The organism is Leucobacter sp. GX0328 (genome assembly GCF_053567315.1).
Genome location: NZ_JBSGPC010000001.1, coordinates 1,019,708 through 1,035,137, shown reverse-complemented (window position 1 = coordinate 1,035,137; position 15,430 = coordinate 1,019,708). Strand labels below are relative to the sequence as shown.

Here is a 15,430-nt window from a genome sequence, read left to right as displayed (position 1 = left end):
CCTGAAGCGTATGCGCTCGCCCGTGCCGCGACTTCTCGATTCCTGACCGATCTCGGGCAGTCATCCGGCCGCATCCGCAGCGCTCACCGCCGCGAGCGACATCACGGCGTTCACCAGGGCGATGTGCGAGAGCGCCTGCGGGGTGTTGCCGGCGTGCCGGCCGCTCGAAGCCTCGACCTGCTCCGAGATCAGGCCGACATCGTTCTGCAGGGCGCAGAGCCGTTCGGCGAGGGCGCGGGCGTCATCCATCCGGCCCGAAAGCGCGTACTGGTCGACGAGCCAGAACGAGCAGGCGATGAACGGGTTCTCCGTCGTTCCGAGCCCGTCGCCGTCCTCGGTCTCGCGATAGCGGTGCAGCAGGCCCTCGTGCATGAGCGACTGCTCGATGCGTGCGACGGTGGCGAGCATGCGCGGGTCGTCGGCGCGGCAGAAGCCGGTGTTCGGGATCAGCAGCAGCGACGCGTCGACCTCATCGGAGCCGTAGGACTGGGTGAAGTAGCCGTCGGGGTGGACGCCCTCGCTCTCGATCTCGGCCCTGAGCCGACCGCGGGTGCGCTCCCACTCGGCGAGCGGCCCGTCGAAGCCGTGCTGCTGCACGCCGCGGATGGCGCAGTCGAGGCCCGCCCACATCATGATGCGGGAGTGCGTGAACTTGCGGGGCGTGCCGCGCATCTCCCAGATGCCCTGATCGGGCCGATCGAGATTGTCGATCAGGTAGCCGACGAGGGAGCGCTGCAGCGACCACGAATAGCCGGTCTCCGTAAGGCCGGCGTCGCGGGCGCGGCTGAGCGCGGTGAGGGTCTCGCCGATCACGTCGGCCTGGTACTGGCGGTATGCACCGTTGCCGATGCGTACCGGTGTCGAGTTCTCGTAGCCGGGCAGGCTCTCGAGGGTCCACTCGGCGAGATTCCGTTCGCCCGCGATGCCGTACATGATCTGCAGCTGGGCGGGGTCGCCGGCGATCGCGCGCAGCAGCCATTCGCGCCAGTGCTGGGCGATGTCGAGGAAGTCGTAGCGGATGAGGGTCTCGAGGGTGAGAGCCGCATCGCGCAGCCAGACGTAGCGATAATCCCAGTTGCGCGGGCCGCCGAACTCCTCGGGCAGCGAGGTGGTAGCAGCCGCGACGATCCCGCCGGTGTCGTAGTCGGTCAGCGCGCGCAGCACCAGCAGGGATCGCTTCACGGCTTCGGAGTGGAGGCCGTCGGCCGTGATGCGGTCGGCCCAGCGCCGCCACCAGGCGTCGGTGCGCTCGATCGCTTCATCGCAGTCGAGGGCCGCGGGCGGGGCGAAGTGGGAGGGGAACCAGGTCATCGAGAGGTCGACGCGCTCGCCGCCCGCCACCGCGACCCGACCGGCATGACGGTGGTCGGACGCCGTGAGCCGGGCGCCGCGGAAGATCAGCGAATCGGGGCCCGCCGTCGCGAGCAGCGCCGGCGATTCGTCGGTGCCGACCTGGCGCACCCAGGGGATCACGCGGGCGTAGTCGAAGCGCATCCTGAGCTGCTGCGCGAACTCGACCGTGCCGGTCACGCCGGTGATGCGACGCAGCAGGTCCGAGCGGCGGGCGAGGTCGCGGTGCCGATGGTCCATGGGCATCAGGTCGCGCACCTCGGCGACACCGGTGGCCGTCTCCCAGCGGGTGACGAGGGTGAACGTACCGTCTTCGTAGCGCCGGGTCGCGGTGGCATTCGGGTCGGTCGGCTGCAGGCTCCAGTGCCCGTGGCCGTCGTCGCCGAGGAGCGCTGCGAATACGGACGGCGAGTCGAAGCGGGGCACGCACAGCCAGTCGACGCTGCCGTCGCGCGAGACGAGGGCGGCCGAGCGGCAGTCGCCGATCAGTGCATAATCCTCTATCGGTTCGCTCACATCGCCTCCCGTCCGTGATCTCATTATCCGCCCGGAGGCTGCGCGATTACAGCGCGAGCGTCGCGGCCTCCTCGGCGAGCGCCTCGCGCACCGCGACGAGCGCGGGATTGCGCCCCGATGCTGCGCGGGCAGCCGTGAAGACGGTGCGCCGCGGGTCGCCCGGCAGCTCGATCGAGCGGGGGCGGGAGGCGGCGCCGGCGTGCACGAGGTCGGGAAGCAGGGCCGCGGCATTGCCCGATTCGATGAGGCGCAGATGCACCTGGAGGTCGGCCGACTCGTAGCGCACGTCGGGCTCGAACCCCGCCTGCCGGCAGGCCTGCTCGGCCCAGTGGCGCGTCGCCGCCCCCTGCGGCTCCATGACCCAGGGCAGTTCGGCGAGGTCGCTCACGCGGGTGACGGCGTCGAATGCGGCGTGGCCGGCGCCGAGGGGCGGCAGTCCGAGGCGGATCCGGTCGTGGACGAGCTGCACGCGGTCGAGGCCCGCGAAGTGCGGGGTCGAATGATCGGGGTAGTGCTCCGCGATGACGAGGTCGAAGCTGCGCGCCCGGGTCTCGTAGAGCGCCGCGCCCGGCTCGTACTGCACTGCCTCGACCCGGAGGCCGGGGTGCCGTTCGCGCAGCCGGCGCAGGGCGCCCGGCACGATCGCGAGCATGGCCGACTGGAAGGCGGCGATGCGCAGCGCGCCGGTGACCTCCGAGCGCAGCTCGAGCACGCGCGCCTCGGCGCGCTCGAGCCCGGCGAGCAGACCCTCCGCCTCTGCGGCGAGCGCCTCGCCCGCGGGGGTCAGCTCGAGGGTGCGCCCCGTGCGGCGCAAGAGGGGTACGCCCGCCTCCTGCTCGAGAATTTTCAGCTGCTGCGACACCGCCGACGGCGTGTAGCTCAGCGCCTCGGCGACCCGCGCGACGGTGCCGCGCGCGTGCAGCTCCCACAGCAGCCGAAGCCGCTTCATCTCCATCATGACTCGCGTCTCCCCTCATTCATGCAGTTCAGCTTCACATTACCCATCAGAAACAATCGCTTTACTTCACTGATCGGTCGTTGCAGCCTGGTGGCACAGCACGTTCCCCGGCGCAGGGCTCCTTCGCAGGCCCCGGAACCCGGGAGCACCGGCACTCGAAAGGCACCTCAATGACGACTGCTCGCCCCCAGGATCTCGCCGACGACGCCATCGCCCTGGTGCGGCGCTGGCTCGCCGAGGCCGCGGAGATCCCTGCCGATGCCTCTGCGGAGCGACTCGCGGGCGTTCTGCGCGACCCGAACGGCCTCGACTTCACGGTCGGCTTCGTCGACGGGGTCGTGCGCCCCGAAGACCTCGGCGTCGCCGCGAAGAAGCTGGGGCAGCTCGTACCGCTCACCCCGGAGTTCCTCCCCGCCCCCATGCGCGCGGCGATCGGCCTCGGCGGTGCGACCGCGAAGCTCATGCCCGGCGTCGTCGTGCCCATCGCCCGCAGGGTGCTGCGCGAAATGGTGGGCCACCTCATCATCGATGCGAGCGACGCGAAGCTCGGCCCCGCCATCGCGAAGATCAAGCGCAGCGGTGCCCGCCTCAACATCAACCTGCTCGGCGAAGCCATCCTCGGACAAGAGGAGGCGGAGCGGCGTATCGCCGGGACCCATCGACTGCTCGCCCGCCCCGATGTCGACTACGTCTCGATCAAGGTCTCATCGACCGTCGCCCCGCACAACCACTGGGCCTTCGACGAGGCGGCCCGGGGCATCGAGCAGCGCCTGCTGCCGCTCTTCGAACGCGCCGCCGCGGCCTCGCCGCAGAAGTTCATCAACCTCGACATGGAGGAGTACAAGGATCTCGACCTCACTCTCGAGGTGTTCACCCGCATCCTCGACCGCCCCGATTTCCTGCAGCTCGAAGCCGGCATCGTGCTGCAGGCGTACCTGCCCGATGCGCTCGCCGCGATGATGCACCTGCAGGAGTGGTCGGCCGCCCGTGTCGCCCGCGGCGGCGCCCCCATCAAGGTGCGTCTCGTGAAGGGCGCCAACCTGCCCATGGAGCTCGTCGACGCCGCCGTTCACGGTTGGCCGGCAGCCACCTGGGGCAGCAAGCAGGAGTCGGACACGAGCTACAAGGCCGTACTCGATTACGCCCTCACCCCCGAGCACGTGCGGAACGTACGGGTCGGCATCGCCGGCCACAACCTCTTCGACGTCGCCCTCGCCTGGCTGCTCGCGCAGGCGCGCGGGGTCGCCGGCCCGGGCACTGCGGGCCGGCCGGCGATCGAGTTCGAGATGCTCCTCGGCATGGCGACCGGGCAGGCCGAGGCCGTACGGCGCGAGGTCGGCTCACTGCTGCTCTACGTGCCCGTGGTGCATCCCGAGGAGTTCGACGTCGCGATCGCCTACCTCATCCGCCGTCTCGAAGAAGGCGCGAGCCACGAGAACTTCATGTCGGCCGTGTTCGAGCTCAGCGACGACGCGGCCCTCTTCGCGCGCGAGCAGCAGCGCTTCCTCGCCTCGCTCGACGCGCTCGGGGCGATCACCGCGGGCGGCGACCCAGCGGACTACGCGGTGCCGCCCGCCAACCGAGATCAGGATCGCGCCGCGTACGACGACGCGGGCGCCGAAGCGCGCATCGAAGCAAGCGTCGCTGCCGGGCGCGCAGGCGGGTTCGCGAACACCCCCGACAGCGACCCCGATCTCGCCGGCAACCGCGCCTGGGGGCGGGCCATCGCGGGCCGCATGGTCGGCTCGCGGCTCGGAGTCGACCTCGTCGCCGCAGCGCAGGTCGACTCCGCAGACGACCTCGACGCGATCATCGCCCGAGGCATCGCCGCCGCCGCCGCGTGGCAGGCGCTCGGCGCCGACGAGCGCGCCCGCATCCTGTACCGCGCAGGCGAGCAGCTCGAGAATCGCCGCGGCGCCCTGCTCGAAGTCATGGGCTCGGAGTGCGGCAAGACGCTCGACCAGGGCGACCCCGAGGTGTCGGAGGCCATCGACTTCGCCAACTACTACGCGATGCTCGGCCAGCAGCTCGATCGCGTGGACGGCGCCGCCTACCGGCCGCAGAAGCTCACCGCCGTCATCCCGCCGTGGAACTTCCCGGTCGCGATCCCTGCGGGGGGTGCGCTCGCCGCGCTCGCCGCGGGCTCCTCCGTCGTCATCAAGCCCGCCACCAACTCGGCGCGTTCGGGCGCGGTCATGGTCGAAGCGCTGTGGGAGGCGGGCGTGCCGCGCGACGTGCTGCAGCTCGTGCAGTTCGAGGATCGTGCACTCGGTTCGCAGCTCGTCGCCGACCCGCGCGTCGACCGGCTCATCCTCACCGGCGCCTACGAGACCGCGGTGGCGTTCCGCGAACTGCGGCGCGACCTGCCGATCCTCGCCGAGACGAGCGGCAAGAACGCCATCATCGTCACTCCGAACGCCGACCTCGACCTCGCGGCGAAAGACGTCGTGCAGTCGGCCTTCGGCCATGCCGGCCAGAAGTGCTCGGCGGCGTCCCTCGTCATCATGGTCGGGTCGGTCGCGACATCGAAGCGCTTCCGCGGGCAGCTGCTCGATGCCGTGCGATCCCTGGAGGTCGGCACCCCCGAGCACCTCGAGACCCAGATGGGCCCCATCATCACCGCGCCCGACGGCAAGCTGCTGCGCGGCCTCACGACTCTCGGCGAGGGCGAGACCTGGCTCGTCGAACCGCGCCCGATCGAGAGCGGCAGCCCGCTCGCGGCCGACCGGCGCGGCGGCAACAAGCTGTGGAGCCCGGGCGTGCGCGATGGGGTGCGGCGCGGCTCGGAGTACCACCTCACCGAGTACTTCGGCCCCATTCTCGGCCTGATGACCGCCGGCACCCTCGACGAGGCGATCGACATGGTCAACGAGATCGACTACGGCCTCACGAGCGGCCTGCACTCGCTCGACCGCGACGAGCTCGCGCGGTGGGCGGGCCGCATCGAGGCCGGCAACCTGTATGTCAACCGCGGCATCACGGGCGCGATCGTGCGCCGCCAGTCGTTCGGCGGCTGGAAGAAGTCGGCGATCGGTGCGGGCACGAAGGCCGGCGGGCCGAACTACCTGCATGGGCTCGGCGACTGGGTCGATGCCCCGGTCGCCGCCGAGCCCCGTGCCCCCCGCCCGGCCGCCGCCCCGCTCTTCGCCGCCGCCCAGCGCACGGGGATCACGGGCGAAGAGCTCGAGTGGCTGCGTGCGGCCCTCGGTTCGGACGCGACCGCCTGGGCCGAGGAGTTCGGGGCGGCCCGCGACGCCTCGCAGCTCGGCGTCGAGCGCAACCTGCTGCGCTACCTGCCGGTGCCGGTCGTGATCCGCGCAGCGGCCGATGCGACGGCCGTGCAGGTCGTGCGGGCGGTCGCGGCCGGCATCGCCGCCGGGGCGACCCCCGAGCTCAGCACGCCGGTCGCGCTGCCGCAGCCGATCATCGATGCGCTGAGGCTCGCCGCGGTCGAGGTGCACTTCGACGACGATGCCGCGTGGGCGGCGCGCGTCGCCTCGCTCGCGGCGCGGCAGGGCCCGCACGCCGGAGCGCGGGTACGCATCGTCGCGGGCGACTCGCGGGCTTCGGTCGTGGCGGGCGTGCACGCCGCTGCCGGCGGCAAGCCCGACGTGGCGGTGTACGGCGGCGAGGTCGTATCGGCCGGCCGCGTCGAAATGCTGCCGCACCTCCATGAACAGGCGGTCTCGATCACGGCGCACCGCTTCGGTACGCCGAACACGCTTTCGGACGGGCTGCTGTAGCCCGGTGCGCGGGCCGGTAGTCTCGACAGACCCGGCCCATCGGCCCGCTGGGGCCAGACAGGAAAGGATGATGATGTCCAACCAGGTGTATCTGTACATTGCGCTGGGGGTCTACTTCGCCGCGATGATCGCCATCGGCGTCTTCGCCGCGCGCAAGACGAGCGACCACGAGGATTACATGCTCGGCGGGCGCAACCTCCCGCCGTGGGTTGCGGCGCTCAGCGCCGGCGCCTCCGACATGTCGGGCTGGCTCATCATGGGTCTGCCGGGAGCCGTCTATGTCGCGGGCCTCATCGAGGGCTGGATCGCGGTCGGCCTCACCATCGGCGCCTACCTCAACTGGCGGCTCGTCGCCCCGAGGCTGCGCGCCTACACGCAGGTGTCGAAGAACTCGATCACGATCCCGAGCTTCTTCGAGAACCGCCTGCGCGACAGCACCCGCATCCTCCGCGTGGTGTCGAGCCTCGTCATCCTGGTGTTCTTCACCCTCTACATCTCGTCGGGCATGGTCGCCGGCGGCAAGTTCTTCGAGAGCGCGTTCGGCTCGAGCTACATGCTCGGCATGCTGCTCGTCACCGTCGTCACCCTCGCGTACACGATGTTCGGCGGGTTCCTCGGCGCCTCCCTCACGGACGTGGTGCAGGGCCTCATGCTCGTCATCGCCGTGGTCGTCGTGCCGGTGGCCGCCATCATCGCCGTCGGCGGCGTCGGCGAGGCGACCGAGCTGATCACCTCGCTGCGCCCCGAGCACTTCAACGTCTTCGGCGAGGCCGGGGCGACGAGCGTCACCATTCTCGGCATCGCCTCGGGCCTCGCCTGGGGTCTCGGTTACTTCGGCCAGCCGCACATCATCGTGCGGTTCATGGCGCTGCGGAAGCCCGCTGATGCGAAGGCGGGGCGCCGCATCGGCATCACCTGGCAGATCGTGTCGCTCGCGGGCGCGGTGCTCGCGGGGCTCATCGGCGTCGCCTATGTCGCGAAGAACGACATCGATCTCGCCGACCCCGAGACCGTGCTGCTCATGATGTCGCAGACGCTCCTGCACCCGCTCGTCTCGGGCCTCGTACTGGCCGCGGTGCTCGCCGCGATCATGAGCACCTTCTCGAGCCAGCTCATTGTCTGCTCGTCGGCCCTCGTCGAAGACCTCTACAAGGTCGTGCGCAAGACGCCACCGCCCGAGAAGACGCTCGTCGTGCTGGGGCGCGCCTGCGTGCTCGGCGTCGCGATCATCGCCGCGATTCTCGCGCTCGTGCCGAACGACACCGTGCTCGGGCTCGTGAGCTTCGCCTGGGCGGGCTTCGGCGCCGCCTTCGGGCCGATCGTGCTGCTGAGCCTGTACTGGCGCAAGCTCACCAACTGGGGCGCGCTCGCCGGCATGGTCACGGGTACCGCGACAGTCTTCATCTGGAAGGCATTCGAAACGGGCCTCTACGAGCTGCTGCCCGCGTTCATCGTCGCGACGGTCGTAGCCGTCGTCGTGAGCCTCGCGACCTACCGCCGCAACGATGAGATCGAACGGGAGTTCAGCGACACCGGCGCCATGGTCGTCGTGAGCTGAGCCGGTGCCCGCTCGTCGGCCGATACTCGGGCCCTGCGAACGCGGTGGTCGCCCTGAGCGAGGTCGCAGGCTAAGCGTCGACGCGGCGCGTCAGGCGCATCACGGGGATGGTGCGGTCGGTCATGCGCTCGTACTGCGCGAATCCCGGGCTCAGCGCCTTGAAGCCCTCCCAGGCGCGGTCGCGCTCTTCGCCGACGAGCTCCTCCGCGCACACCGCGAACTCGCCCCGGCCGGCGGCCTCGACGGTCGTATCGGGGTGCGCGAGCAGGTTGTGGTACCAGGCGGGGTTCTGGGGCGCGCCGCCCTTCGATGCGGCGATCAGCCAGGTGTTGTCGGTGTCCCGGATGCTCATGGACGGCGTGATGCGCTCCACGCCGCTCTTCGCGCCGGTGTGGTGCACGAGCAGCAGCGAGTCGCCGAAGCCGCCGACGTTGCCGTCGTTCGCACGGAACTCCGCGATGATGCCGTCGTTGAACTCCGAGAACTTGTTCGTCATGGTCGAGGGCTCCTATCCGTTGGGGTGCGTGCCTCGTCTGCTGCCTACAACAGCGGCGCGCCTGTGCACTATTCCCGAGCCGATGCTCCCCGGCCGATGCGTGCGGAACCCCCGTCGGCTTCGGGGGGAATGGAGTCGGCGGGGGTGGCTTCGCGCTAGATGAGCGCGGGGCTGGGGATGAGGTGCCCCATGCGCTCGCGCTTGGTCTCGAGGTACTGCCGATTGTGCGGGCCGACGCCGACCACGAGCCCGACGCGCTCGTCGACGTCGATGCCAGCGCCGGCGAGCTGCGCGACCTTGTCGGGGTTGTTGGTGAGCAGCCGCACCCGGCCGATGCCGAGGTCGTCCAGCATCTCGGCCGCGGCCCGGTAGTCGCGGGCGTCGGCGGGCAGGCCGAGCTCGAGATTCGCGGTGAGCGTGTCGGCGCCCGACTCCTGCAACCGGTATGCGCTGATCTTGTTCGCGAGCCCGATGCCTCGCCCCTCGTGCCCGCGCAGGTAGAGCACGACGCCGCCGTGCTCGTGGATCATCTCGAGCGCCGCCTGGAGCTGCGGCCCGCAGTCGCATTTCAGGGATCCGAATGCTTCTCCGGTGAGGCACTCGGAATGCACGCGCACGAGCGGCGCCTGCTCGCTCAGCGCGCCGTCCGCGATCAGGGCGAGGTGATCGACTCCTGCCGCCTCGTCGCGGTAGGCGATGGTGCGGAAGACGCCGTGGGCGGTCGGCAGCATCGCCACCGCCCGCCGTTCGACGGGCACCGGTCGCGGAGCGGCGGCGCCGAGGTCGGGGCGGTCGAGGGCCGGGGTCGCTGCGACCGCCGCGGCGTCTGCTGCGGCGAACGGCCGCTCGATGGTGTCGGGGTGCATGACTGATTCTTCCGGGGAGGGTTGGGGGAGTGGGGCGGGATCAGGCGCGGTGCGCGCGGCGGTCGAAGGCGAGCGCCGAGAGCGCGAGCGCCGAGACGAGGAGGCCGAAATCGCGGAGGGCGATGTCGAGGTAGCCGCCGACCGAGACCAGGCTGACGATGATGCCCGCGAGCCAGACGGCGACGAGCAGACCGCCGAAGCGGGGCACGATCGCGACGACGATGCCCGCGACGATCTCGATCGCGCCGACGATCATCATCGCGGTGCGCGCATCGCCGGGGATGAGGTCGTCCATCCACGGTGCCAGGTAGCGCTCCCAGTCATCGGTGAGCAGCCGCAGGTACTTGTCGAGCCCGAAGAGGATCGGCGCGACCGTGAAGACGGTGCGCAGCAGGAGAAAGGCGAGCCGGGCGCCTCCGTCGGCGAGTCCGGTCGAACCGTCGGTGCCGCGGGTGAGATGCGTGGTGGACATGGTGTGCTCCTCTGGACTGTCCGGTGCGATTTTCTAAATCGTATTTATTCGAACTTTAGAAGGAGGAGGTTTCTAAAGTCAAGTTATTCAAGCGTTAGAATGGGGGCATGACGACGACACGAGGGGTGACCGCGGTCGGAGCACTGGCCGATCCGATTCGGCGGAGCCTGTACGAGTACATCGCCGGGCGTCACGCACCCGTCACCCGCGATGAGGCCGCGGACGCGGTGCAGATCTCGCCCTCGAAAGCGAAGTTCCACCTCGACCGTCTCGAGAAGGAGGGGCTGCTCGAGGTCGAGCTGCGGCGTCTGAGCGGGCGCACCGGACCGGGGGCAGGGCGCCCGTCGAAGCTGTACCGCCGATCCGCCGAAGAGCTGCGGGTATCGCTGCCCGAGCGGCGCTACGACGTGGTCGGCGCCGTGCTCGCCGCCGCCGTCGAACAGGCCGCGGCGGGCGGCGACCTCGGTGCTCGGATCGACGAATCGGCGTACGCCCGCGGCGCCGCCGATGCGGCGGGAGCCGGGCGTACGCCGGACGGGACGGTGTCGGAGGTCGCGTCGCCCGATGGATCGCTCGCCGCCGCCGAACAGGTGCTCGCCCGCCTCGGCTACGAGCCCGAGGTGCAGGGCCGCGAATTGGTGCTGCACAACTGCCCCTTCGACGCGCTCGCCGACGAGCACCGCAGCCTCGTCTGCTCGATGAACCAGCGGTACGTGCAGGGCGTGCTCGACTCGGTCGGCGCGGACGGACTGCGATCGTGCCTCGCACCCTCGCCCGGCTACTGCTGCGTCGTCGCCCGCCCGACGCCTCCCGATCACGAGCACGATGACGGCCACGATGACGAGCGGTGAGCGGGCCGGCATCGCCTGGGGCTTCGCATGCGTCGCCCTCGGCGGCCTCGTCGCAGCGGTGACCGGACCGCTCGAGCTGGAGAAGGGCAGCTGGCTCGCCGCCTATCTCGTGCTCGTCGCGGGCCTCGCCCAGATCGTGCTCGCGGGGCAGCGCCAGTACTTCGACGCCGTCGCCGCGGGCACGACCGGCTTCCACCTGCGCGTCACGCTGTGGGCCGGCGGCAGCCTGCTCGTCATGGCGGGCTCGCTCGCGCACGCCCCGTTCGTAGTCGATGCCGGGGGAGCGGCCCTCGTCGTCGCGCTCGCCGCTGCACTGTGGAACGTGCGGAGCGCCAGTCGCCGCGGCCTCGCCCTGCTCGCGGGCGCGTTCTACGCCGTGCTGCTCGTGAGCATCCCCGTCGGGCTCGTGCTCGCGCACCTGCGCGCGTAGCGACCGCCGCCAGGCCGTATCACCGCCCCGGCCGGCCGTTCTCACCCCCGCTCGCGCCGAAATTTCGGCCGAGGCCCGTATTTCGGAGCCGGACGGGGCATTCCATCCGAAATACTGGTGTGAGCCGAAAGAAGGGCCGCATGCGGCGCCCGAAGGGAACACCACGATGACGAATGCGGCCGCGCAGCCCGAAGCCGTACTCGCGACCCGCGACCTCAGCAAGGAGTACGGGCCGGTGCGCGTCGTCTCGGGGCTCTCACTCGAGATCCATGCCGGGCGCATCCACGCCCTGCTCGGCGAGAACGGCGCAGGCAAATCCACCGTCATCAAGATGCTGTCGGGCCAGATCGCCCCGAGCGAGGGTTCGCTCCGCGTCGACGGCGAGGCGCGCGCGCCGCGATCCGTCCGTGAAGCGCAGGCCCTCGGCATCGTCGCGCTGCCCCAGGAGCTCACCCTCGTGCCCACGCTCGCGGCCGCCGAGAACATCTATCTCGGGATGCGGCGGCACGGATCGCGCGGGCTCGTGAACCGGCGCCGCCTCGACCGTGATGCGGCCGCCGAACTGCAGCGCCTCGGGCAGAGCATCCCCCTCGACGTGCCCGTCGGCGAGCTCTCGGCTGTGCAGCAGACCATGATCGCGCTCGCCCGGGCCCTCGCCCGCGACGCACGCGTGCTCATCCTCGACGAGCCCACGGCAGCCCTCACCGACACCGAGACCGAGCAGCTCTTCGCGGTGCTGCGCGCCCTGCGCGACCGGGGCACCGCCATCGTCTACGTCTCACACCGGCTCGAGGAGGTGTTCGCGCTCGCCGACACCGTGACGGTGATGCGCGGCGGCGCCCACGTCTGGACCAAGCCGGTCGCCGAGACCGGCGCCGATGACGCGGTCTCGGCGATGATCGGGCGCGAGCACGGGCAGGTCTTCCCGCCGCGCGCCGTCGAGGCCGGCGAAGCGCTGCTCGAGGTTCGGAGCCTGAGCGGACATACTCTGAACGATGTCGATCTGACGGTGCACCGCGGCCGCGTGCTCGGCGTCGCGGGGCTCGCGGGGTCGGGTCGCAGCGAACTGCTGAAGCTCATCGCGGGCGCCGAGCGGGCGCGTGCGGGTCGCGTGGTGCTCGACGGCGTCGACGTCACCTCGTACTCGATCGGGCGCAGCATGGACGCGGGCATCGCGCTCGTGCCCGAGGAGCGGCGCAGCCAGGGGCTCGTCATGACCGACTCGATCGAAGCGAACATCGCGCTCGCGAACCTCGGAGCGCTGAGCGCGCTCGGCCTCATGAGCCGCAGACGCGAGCGCGTCGCCGCCGAACTCCGGGTCGGCGAGCTGCAGATCCGGGCGACCTCCGTGCGCCAGCCCGTCGCCGAGCTCTCGGGCGGGAACCAGCAGAAGGTCGTGCTCGCCAAGTATCTCGAGCGCGCCCCGCGCGTGCTGCTGCTCGACGAACCCACGCGCGGCATCGACATCGGTACCAAAGCCGAGATCTACCAGCTGATCCGCGGCCTCGCAGGCCAGGGCGTCGCGGTCGTCGTGGTCTCGAGCGAGATCCCCGAACTGATCGGCCTCGCCGACGAGATCGCCGTGCTGCACGAGGGCGTCCTCACCGGCGTCGTCGCCGCGAGCGAATCCACCGAAGAATCCATCCTCCGCCTCTGCTACAGGAAGCCCGAATGACGCCCACGACCACCCCGACCGCCGCCGGGGCCGCGCGCCGCAGGGCGCTGCTGCCCGCCCGACTCGCCTCGTACGGCACGCTGCTCGGCCTCATCGGCCTCATCGCGTTGTTCGCGGCCCTGAAGCCCCAGGTCTTCCTCACCCCGCTCAACTTCACCAACATCCTCGAGCAGCTCGCCATCCTCGCGATGATCGCGATCGTGCAGACCGTCGTCATGGTCGTCGGAGACTTCGACCTCTCGGTCGGCACGCTCGCGAGCCTCGTCGGCGTGATCACCGCCCAGCTGCTCGTCGGCGGCGTCGACCCCGTCGCCGCCGTGCTCGTCGGTCTCGCGGCGGGCCTCGTCGCGGGCGCGATCAACGGATTCCTCGTCGCCTACCTCGGGCTCTCCGCCTTCATCGCGACGCTGGCCACGATGACCTCGTTCGCGGGCCTCGCGCTCTTCCTCTCCGACGGCACCACGGTGTTCGGTCTGCCCGATGCGTTCGTCTGGCTCGGTCAGGGGCGCCTCGGGCCGATCCCCGTGCCGGTGATCATCGCCGTGGTGCTCGCGCTCGTCATCTGGTTCGTGCTCGCGAAGACCGTGATCGGACGCAGCTGGTACGCGGTCGGCGGCAACGCCGAGGCGGCACGGCTCTCGGGCGTGAAGACGCGGTTCGTGCGCTTCTCGGCGTTCCTCGTTTCGGGCCTCGGTTCGGCCCTCGCCGGCATCGTGCTCACCGCGCGCCTCGCCTCGGGCCACCCGTCGGCCGCCGACCCGTTCATGCTCTCGTCGATCGCGGCCGTCTTCCTCGGCATCACCCTGTCGCGCGCGGGGCAGCCGACCGTCGGCGGTACCGCCGTCGGCCTCGGTATCGTCGGCGTGCTGAGCAACGGCCTGAACATCATGCAGGTGAACAGCTACGTGCAGCAGATCCTCACCGGCCTCATCATTGTGCTCGCGGTCAGCCTCAGCCGGCTGAGCCGGAAGCGGCGGTGACGCCGTGCTGATCGCGGGCCTCGACTTCGGCACTTCGGGCGTGAAGCTCGTGGCGGTCGACGGCGCCGGCGCAATCGTCGCCCGCGCCCAGGCCGACTACGGCACGACGACCGGCCCGGCCGGCGAATCGGAGCAGCGGCCCGAGGACTGGTGGGCGGCCGCCCGGGCGGTCGTCGCAGAGAGCGGCTGCGCCGGGCGCATCGACGCGCTCGGCCTGACGGGGCAGATGCAGGATCTGATCCCGGTCGCCGCAGCGCGGTCGCTGCGCCCCGCGCTGCTCTACTCGGACACCCGTGCGGGCGAACAGCACGCACGTCTGCGGGCGCAGCTGCCCGACTGGGAGGCCGCCACCGGCAACCAGCAGGACGTCACGAACGTCGCCGCGAAGATCGCGTGGCTCGCCGAGCACGAGCCCGGCACGCTCGAGAACGCGGAGCACCTGCTGTTCGGCGCCCCCGGCTACATCGCGTGGCGCGCCACGGGTCTCGCCGCCTGCGACGTCACCACCGCATCGACGACCGGCCTGCTCGATACGGCCGAGCGGCGCTGGTCGGGCGACGTCGTCGCCGCGGCCGGCGCGCGCACCGAGCAGTTGCCGGTTCTCGTCGGCGCCGCCGCGGACGCTGCGACTCCCGAGGCGCCCATCGGCGGGCTGCGGCCCGACGCCGCCGCCGAGCTCGGCCTCCGCACCGGCATCCCCGTGGTGCTCGCGATGGGAGACGCCGGGGCGACCACCGACGGCCTCGTCGGGTCGGCGCCGGGCGACGCCTACCTCTACCTCGGCACGACCGGCTGGCTCGCCGGGGTCACCCCGGCACCGCGCGACGGGGGCGGCGAACCTTCGCCCATCCATTCGCTCGTCTTGCCCGGTTGGCAGACCCGGCTGCGCATCGGCGCTGTGCAGTCGGCGGGGTCGACGGCCGACTGGGCGCGCCGCGCCTTCCTGCCCGGCCTCGGTTTCGCGGAGGTCGAAGCGCGGGTCGCCGAGCGCGTCGCCGACCCGGCCGCGGTCGCCGTGCGCCCGCTCTGCCTGCCCGGTCTATCGGGCGAGCGCACCCCGGTGCGCGATGGCGACTTCCGCGGCGCCTTCGTCGGCGTCCACGAACGCACCAGGCCGATGGACTTCTATCTCGGCGCCCTCACCGGGGTCGCGATGGGCCTGCGGCACGCGGCCGACGCGATGGGCATGGACCAGAGCCGCATCCCCCTCGTCGGCGGCGCCGCGGCGAGCCCGGCCTGGCGTCGCATTCTCGCGGACGTGTTCGACGCGACCATCGTGACCGGCGCGGCCGGGGCCGACGACCCGGCGGCGCACTCCGCCGTGCGCGCGGCCGCCGGCGCCCTGGGGGTCGCCTGCCCGGCCCCGCTCTTCGCCTTCGGGCGGCAGGCGCTCGGCCGGAACGCATCGAAGGCGGCCGCCACCACCGAGACGGAGCCGGGCCCCGCCCGGCGCCTGTACGCCGAAACCCTCGCGACGCATCGCGCACTGTACGATGCACTCGCACCCGCATTCCACCGAAAGGCTAGACAATGAA

At 71.3% G+C, this 15,430-nt stretch carries 11 protein-coding genes and 1 pseudogene; 7 read left to right on the top strand and 5 right to left on the bottom strand.

All coding sequences use genetic code 11. The features are described from left to right. Window positions 1–60 precede the first annotated feature (60 nt). Together ACUYTF_RS04700 and ACUYTF_RS04695 are read right to left on the bottom strand one after the other, a co-directional pair. Window positions 61–1,866, bottom strand: a complete 1,806-nt coding sequence (locus ACUYTF_RS04700) for a glycoside hydrolase family 15 protein (protein ID WP_449279376.1) — start codon at window positions 1,864–1,866, stop codon at window positions 61–63. A gap of 46 nt (window positions 1,867–1,912) precedes the next feature. Beyond that, window positions 1,913–2,824, bottom strand: coding sequence for a LysR substrate-binding domain-containing protein (locus ACUYTF_RS04695; RefSeq protein ID WP_434142836.1), 912 nt, complete (start codon window positions 2,822–2,824; stop codon window positions 1,913–1,915). 170 nt (window positions 2,825–2,994) lie between these two features. On the opposite strand from ACUYTF_RS04695, the gene ACUYTF_RS04690 reads away from it, so the two are divergent. Then, the gene (locus tag ACUYTF_RS04690) at window positions 2,995–6,567 is read left to right on the top strand and encodes a proline dehydrogenase family protein (protein WP_434142837.1); all 3,573 of its coding nucleotides are present in this window, start codon (window positions 2,995–2,997) and stop codon (window positions 6,565–6,567) included. Between the two features lie 73 nt (window positions 6,568–6,640). Then, on the top strand, window positions 6,641–8,125 hold the full coding sequence (putP, locus tag ACUYTF_RS04685) for a sodium/proline symporter PutP (RefSeq protein ID WP_434142839.1): 1,485 nt from the start codon (window positions 6,641–6,643) through the stop codon (window positions 8,123–8,125). 70 nt (window positions 8,126–8,195) lie between these two features. Here putP and ACUYTF_RS04680 read toward each other — a convergent pair whose 3' ends face one another. The 3 genes and pseudogenes from ACUYTF_RS04680 to ACUYTF_RS04670 form a co-directional block, all read right to left on the bottom strand. Then, entirely contained in the window at window positions 8,196–8,621 is a 426-nt protein-coding gene (locus ACUYTF_RS04680; RefSeq protein WP_434142840.1) for a nitroreductase/quinone reductase family protein, read from the bottom strand. A gap of 155 nt (window positions 8,622–8,776) precedes the next feature. After that, window positions 8,777–9,373, bottom strand: a pseudogene (gene ribA, locus ACUYTF_RS04675) (GTP cyclohydrolase II); the annotation flags it as partial. A 154-nt stretch (window positions 9,374–9,527) separates the two neighbouring features. Next, window positions 9,528–9,959 carry a hypothetical protein gene (locus tag ACUYTF_RS04670; protein WP_434142841.1) on the bottom strand — a complete coding sequence of 144 codons (432 nt, stop codon included), beginning with the start codon at window positions 9,957–9,959 and terminating at the stop codon, window positions 9,528–9,530. Between the two features lie 107 nt (window positions 9,960–10,066). On the opposite strand from ACUYTF_RS04670, the gene ACUYTF_RS04665 reads away from it, so the two are divergent. From ACUYTF_RS04665 to ACUYTF_RS04645, 5 genes are all read left to right on the top strand, one after another. Beyond that, on the top strand, window positions 10,067–10,810 hold the full coding sequence (locus ACUYTF_RS04665) for a helix-turn-helix domain-containing protein (RefSeq protein ID WP_434142842.1): 744 nt from the start codon (window positions 10,067–10,069) through the stop codon (window positions 10,808–10,810). Further along, a complete protein-coding gene (locus ACUYTF_RS04660; protein WP_434142843.1) occupies window positions 10,797–11,240 on the top strand; it encodes a hypothetical protein in 444 nt (147 codons plus the stop codon). The genes ACUYTF_RS04665 and ACUYTF_RS04660 overlap by 14 nt, the downstream gene beginning before the upstream one ends. A gap of 166 nt (window positions 11,241–11,406) precedes the next feature. Continuing rightward, window positions 11,407–12,915, top strand: coding sequence for an ATP-binding cassette domain-containing protein (locus tag ACUYTF_RS04655; protein WP_434142844.1), 1,509 nt, complete (start codon window positions 11,407–11,409; stop codon window positions 12,913–12,915). After that, complete coding sequence (locus ACUYTF_RS04650) at window positions 12,912–13,895, top strand: ABC transporter permease subunit (protein ID WP_434142846.1); 984 nt, start codon at window positions 12,912–12,914, stop codon at window positions 13,893–13,895. Before ACUYTF_RS04655 ends, ACUYTF_RS04650 begins: the two co-directional genes overlap by 4 nt. Before the next feature lie 4 nt (window positions 13,896–13,899). Next, window positions 13,900–15,429 (top strand): FGGY family carbohydrate kinase, encoded by a 1,530-nt coding sequence (locus tag ACUYTF_RS04645; RefSeq protein ID WP_449279375.1) that lies wholly within the window; start codon window positions 13,900–13,902, stop codon window positions 15,427–15,429. Window position 15,430 lies beyond the last annotated feature (1 nt).

Excerpts from the sequence above, each read along its gene's own strand:
- ACUYTF_RS04690 (WP_434142837.1), top strand. The coding sequence starts at position 2,995 with ATGACGACTGCTCGCCCCCAGGATCTCGCCGACGACGCCATCGCCCTG.
- ACUYTF_RS04695 (WP_434142836.1), bottom strand. The coding sequence starts at position 2,824 with ATGATGGAGATGAAGCGGCTTCGGCTGCTGTGGGAGCTGCACGCGCGC.
- ACUYTF_RS04670 (WP_434142841.1), bottom strand. The coding sequence starts at position 9,959 with ATGTCCACCACGCATCTCACCCGCGGCACCGACGGTTCGACCGGACTC.
- ACUYTF_RS04655 (WP_434142844.1), top strand. The coding sequence starts at position 11,407 with ATGACGAATGCGGCCGCGCAGCCCGAAGCCGTACTCGCGACCCGCGAC.
- ACUYTF_RS04660 (WP_434142843.1), top strand. The coding sequence starts at position 10,797 with ATGACGAGCGGTGAGCGGGCCGGCATCGCCTGGGGCTTCGCATGCGTC.
- ACUYTF_RS04650 (WP_434142846.1), top strand. The coding sequence starts at position 12,912 with ATGACGCCCACGACCACCCCGACCGCCGCCGGGGCCGCGCGCCGCAGG.
- ACUYTF_RS04665 (WP_434142842.1), top strand. The coding sequence starts at position 10,067 with ATGACGACGACACGAGGGGTGACCGCGGTCGGAGCACTGGCCGATCCG.
- putP (WP_434142839.1), top strand. The coding sequence starts at position 6,641 with ATGTCCAACCAGGTGTATCTGTACATTGCGCTGGGGGTCTACTTCGCC.
- ACUYTF_RS04680 (WP_434142840.1), bottom strand. The coding sequence starts at position 8,621 with ATGACGAACAAGTTCTCGGAGTTCAACGACGGCATCATCGCGGAGTTC.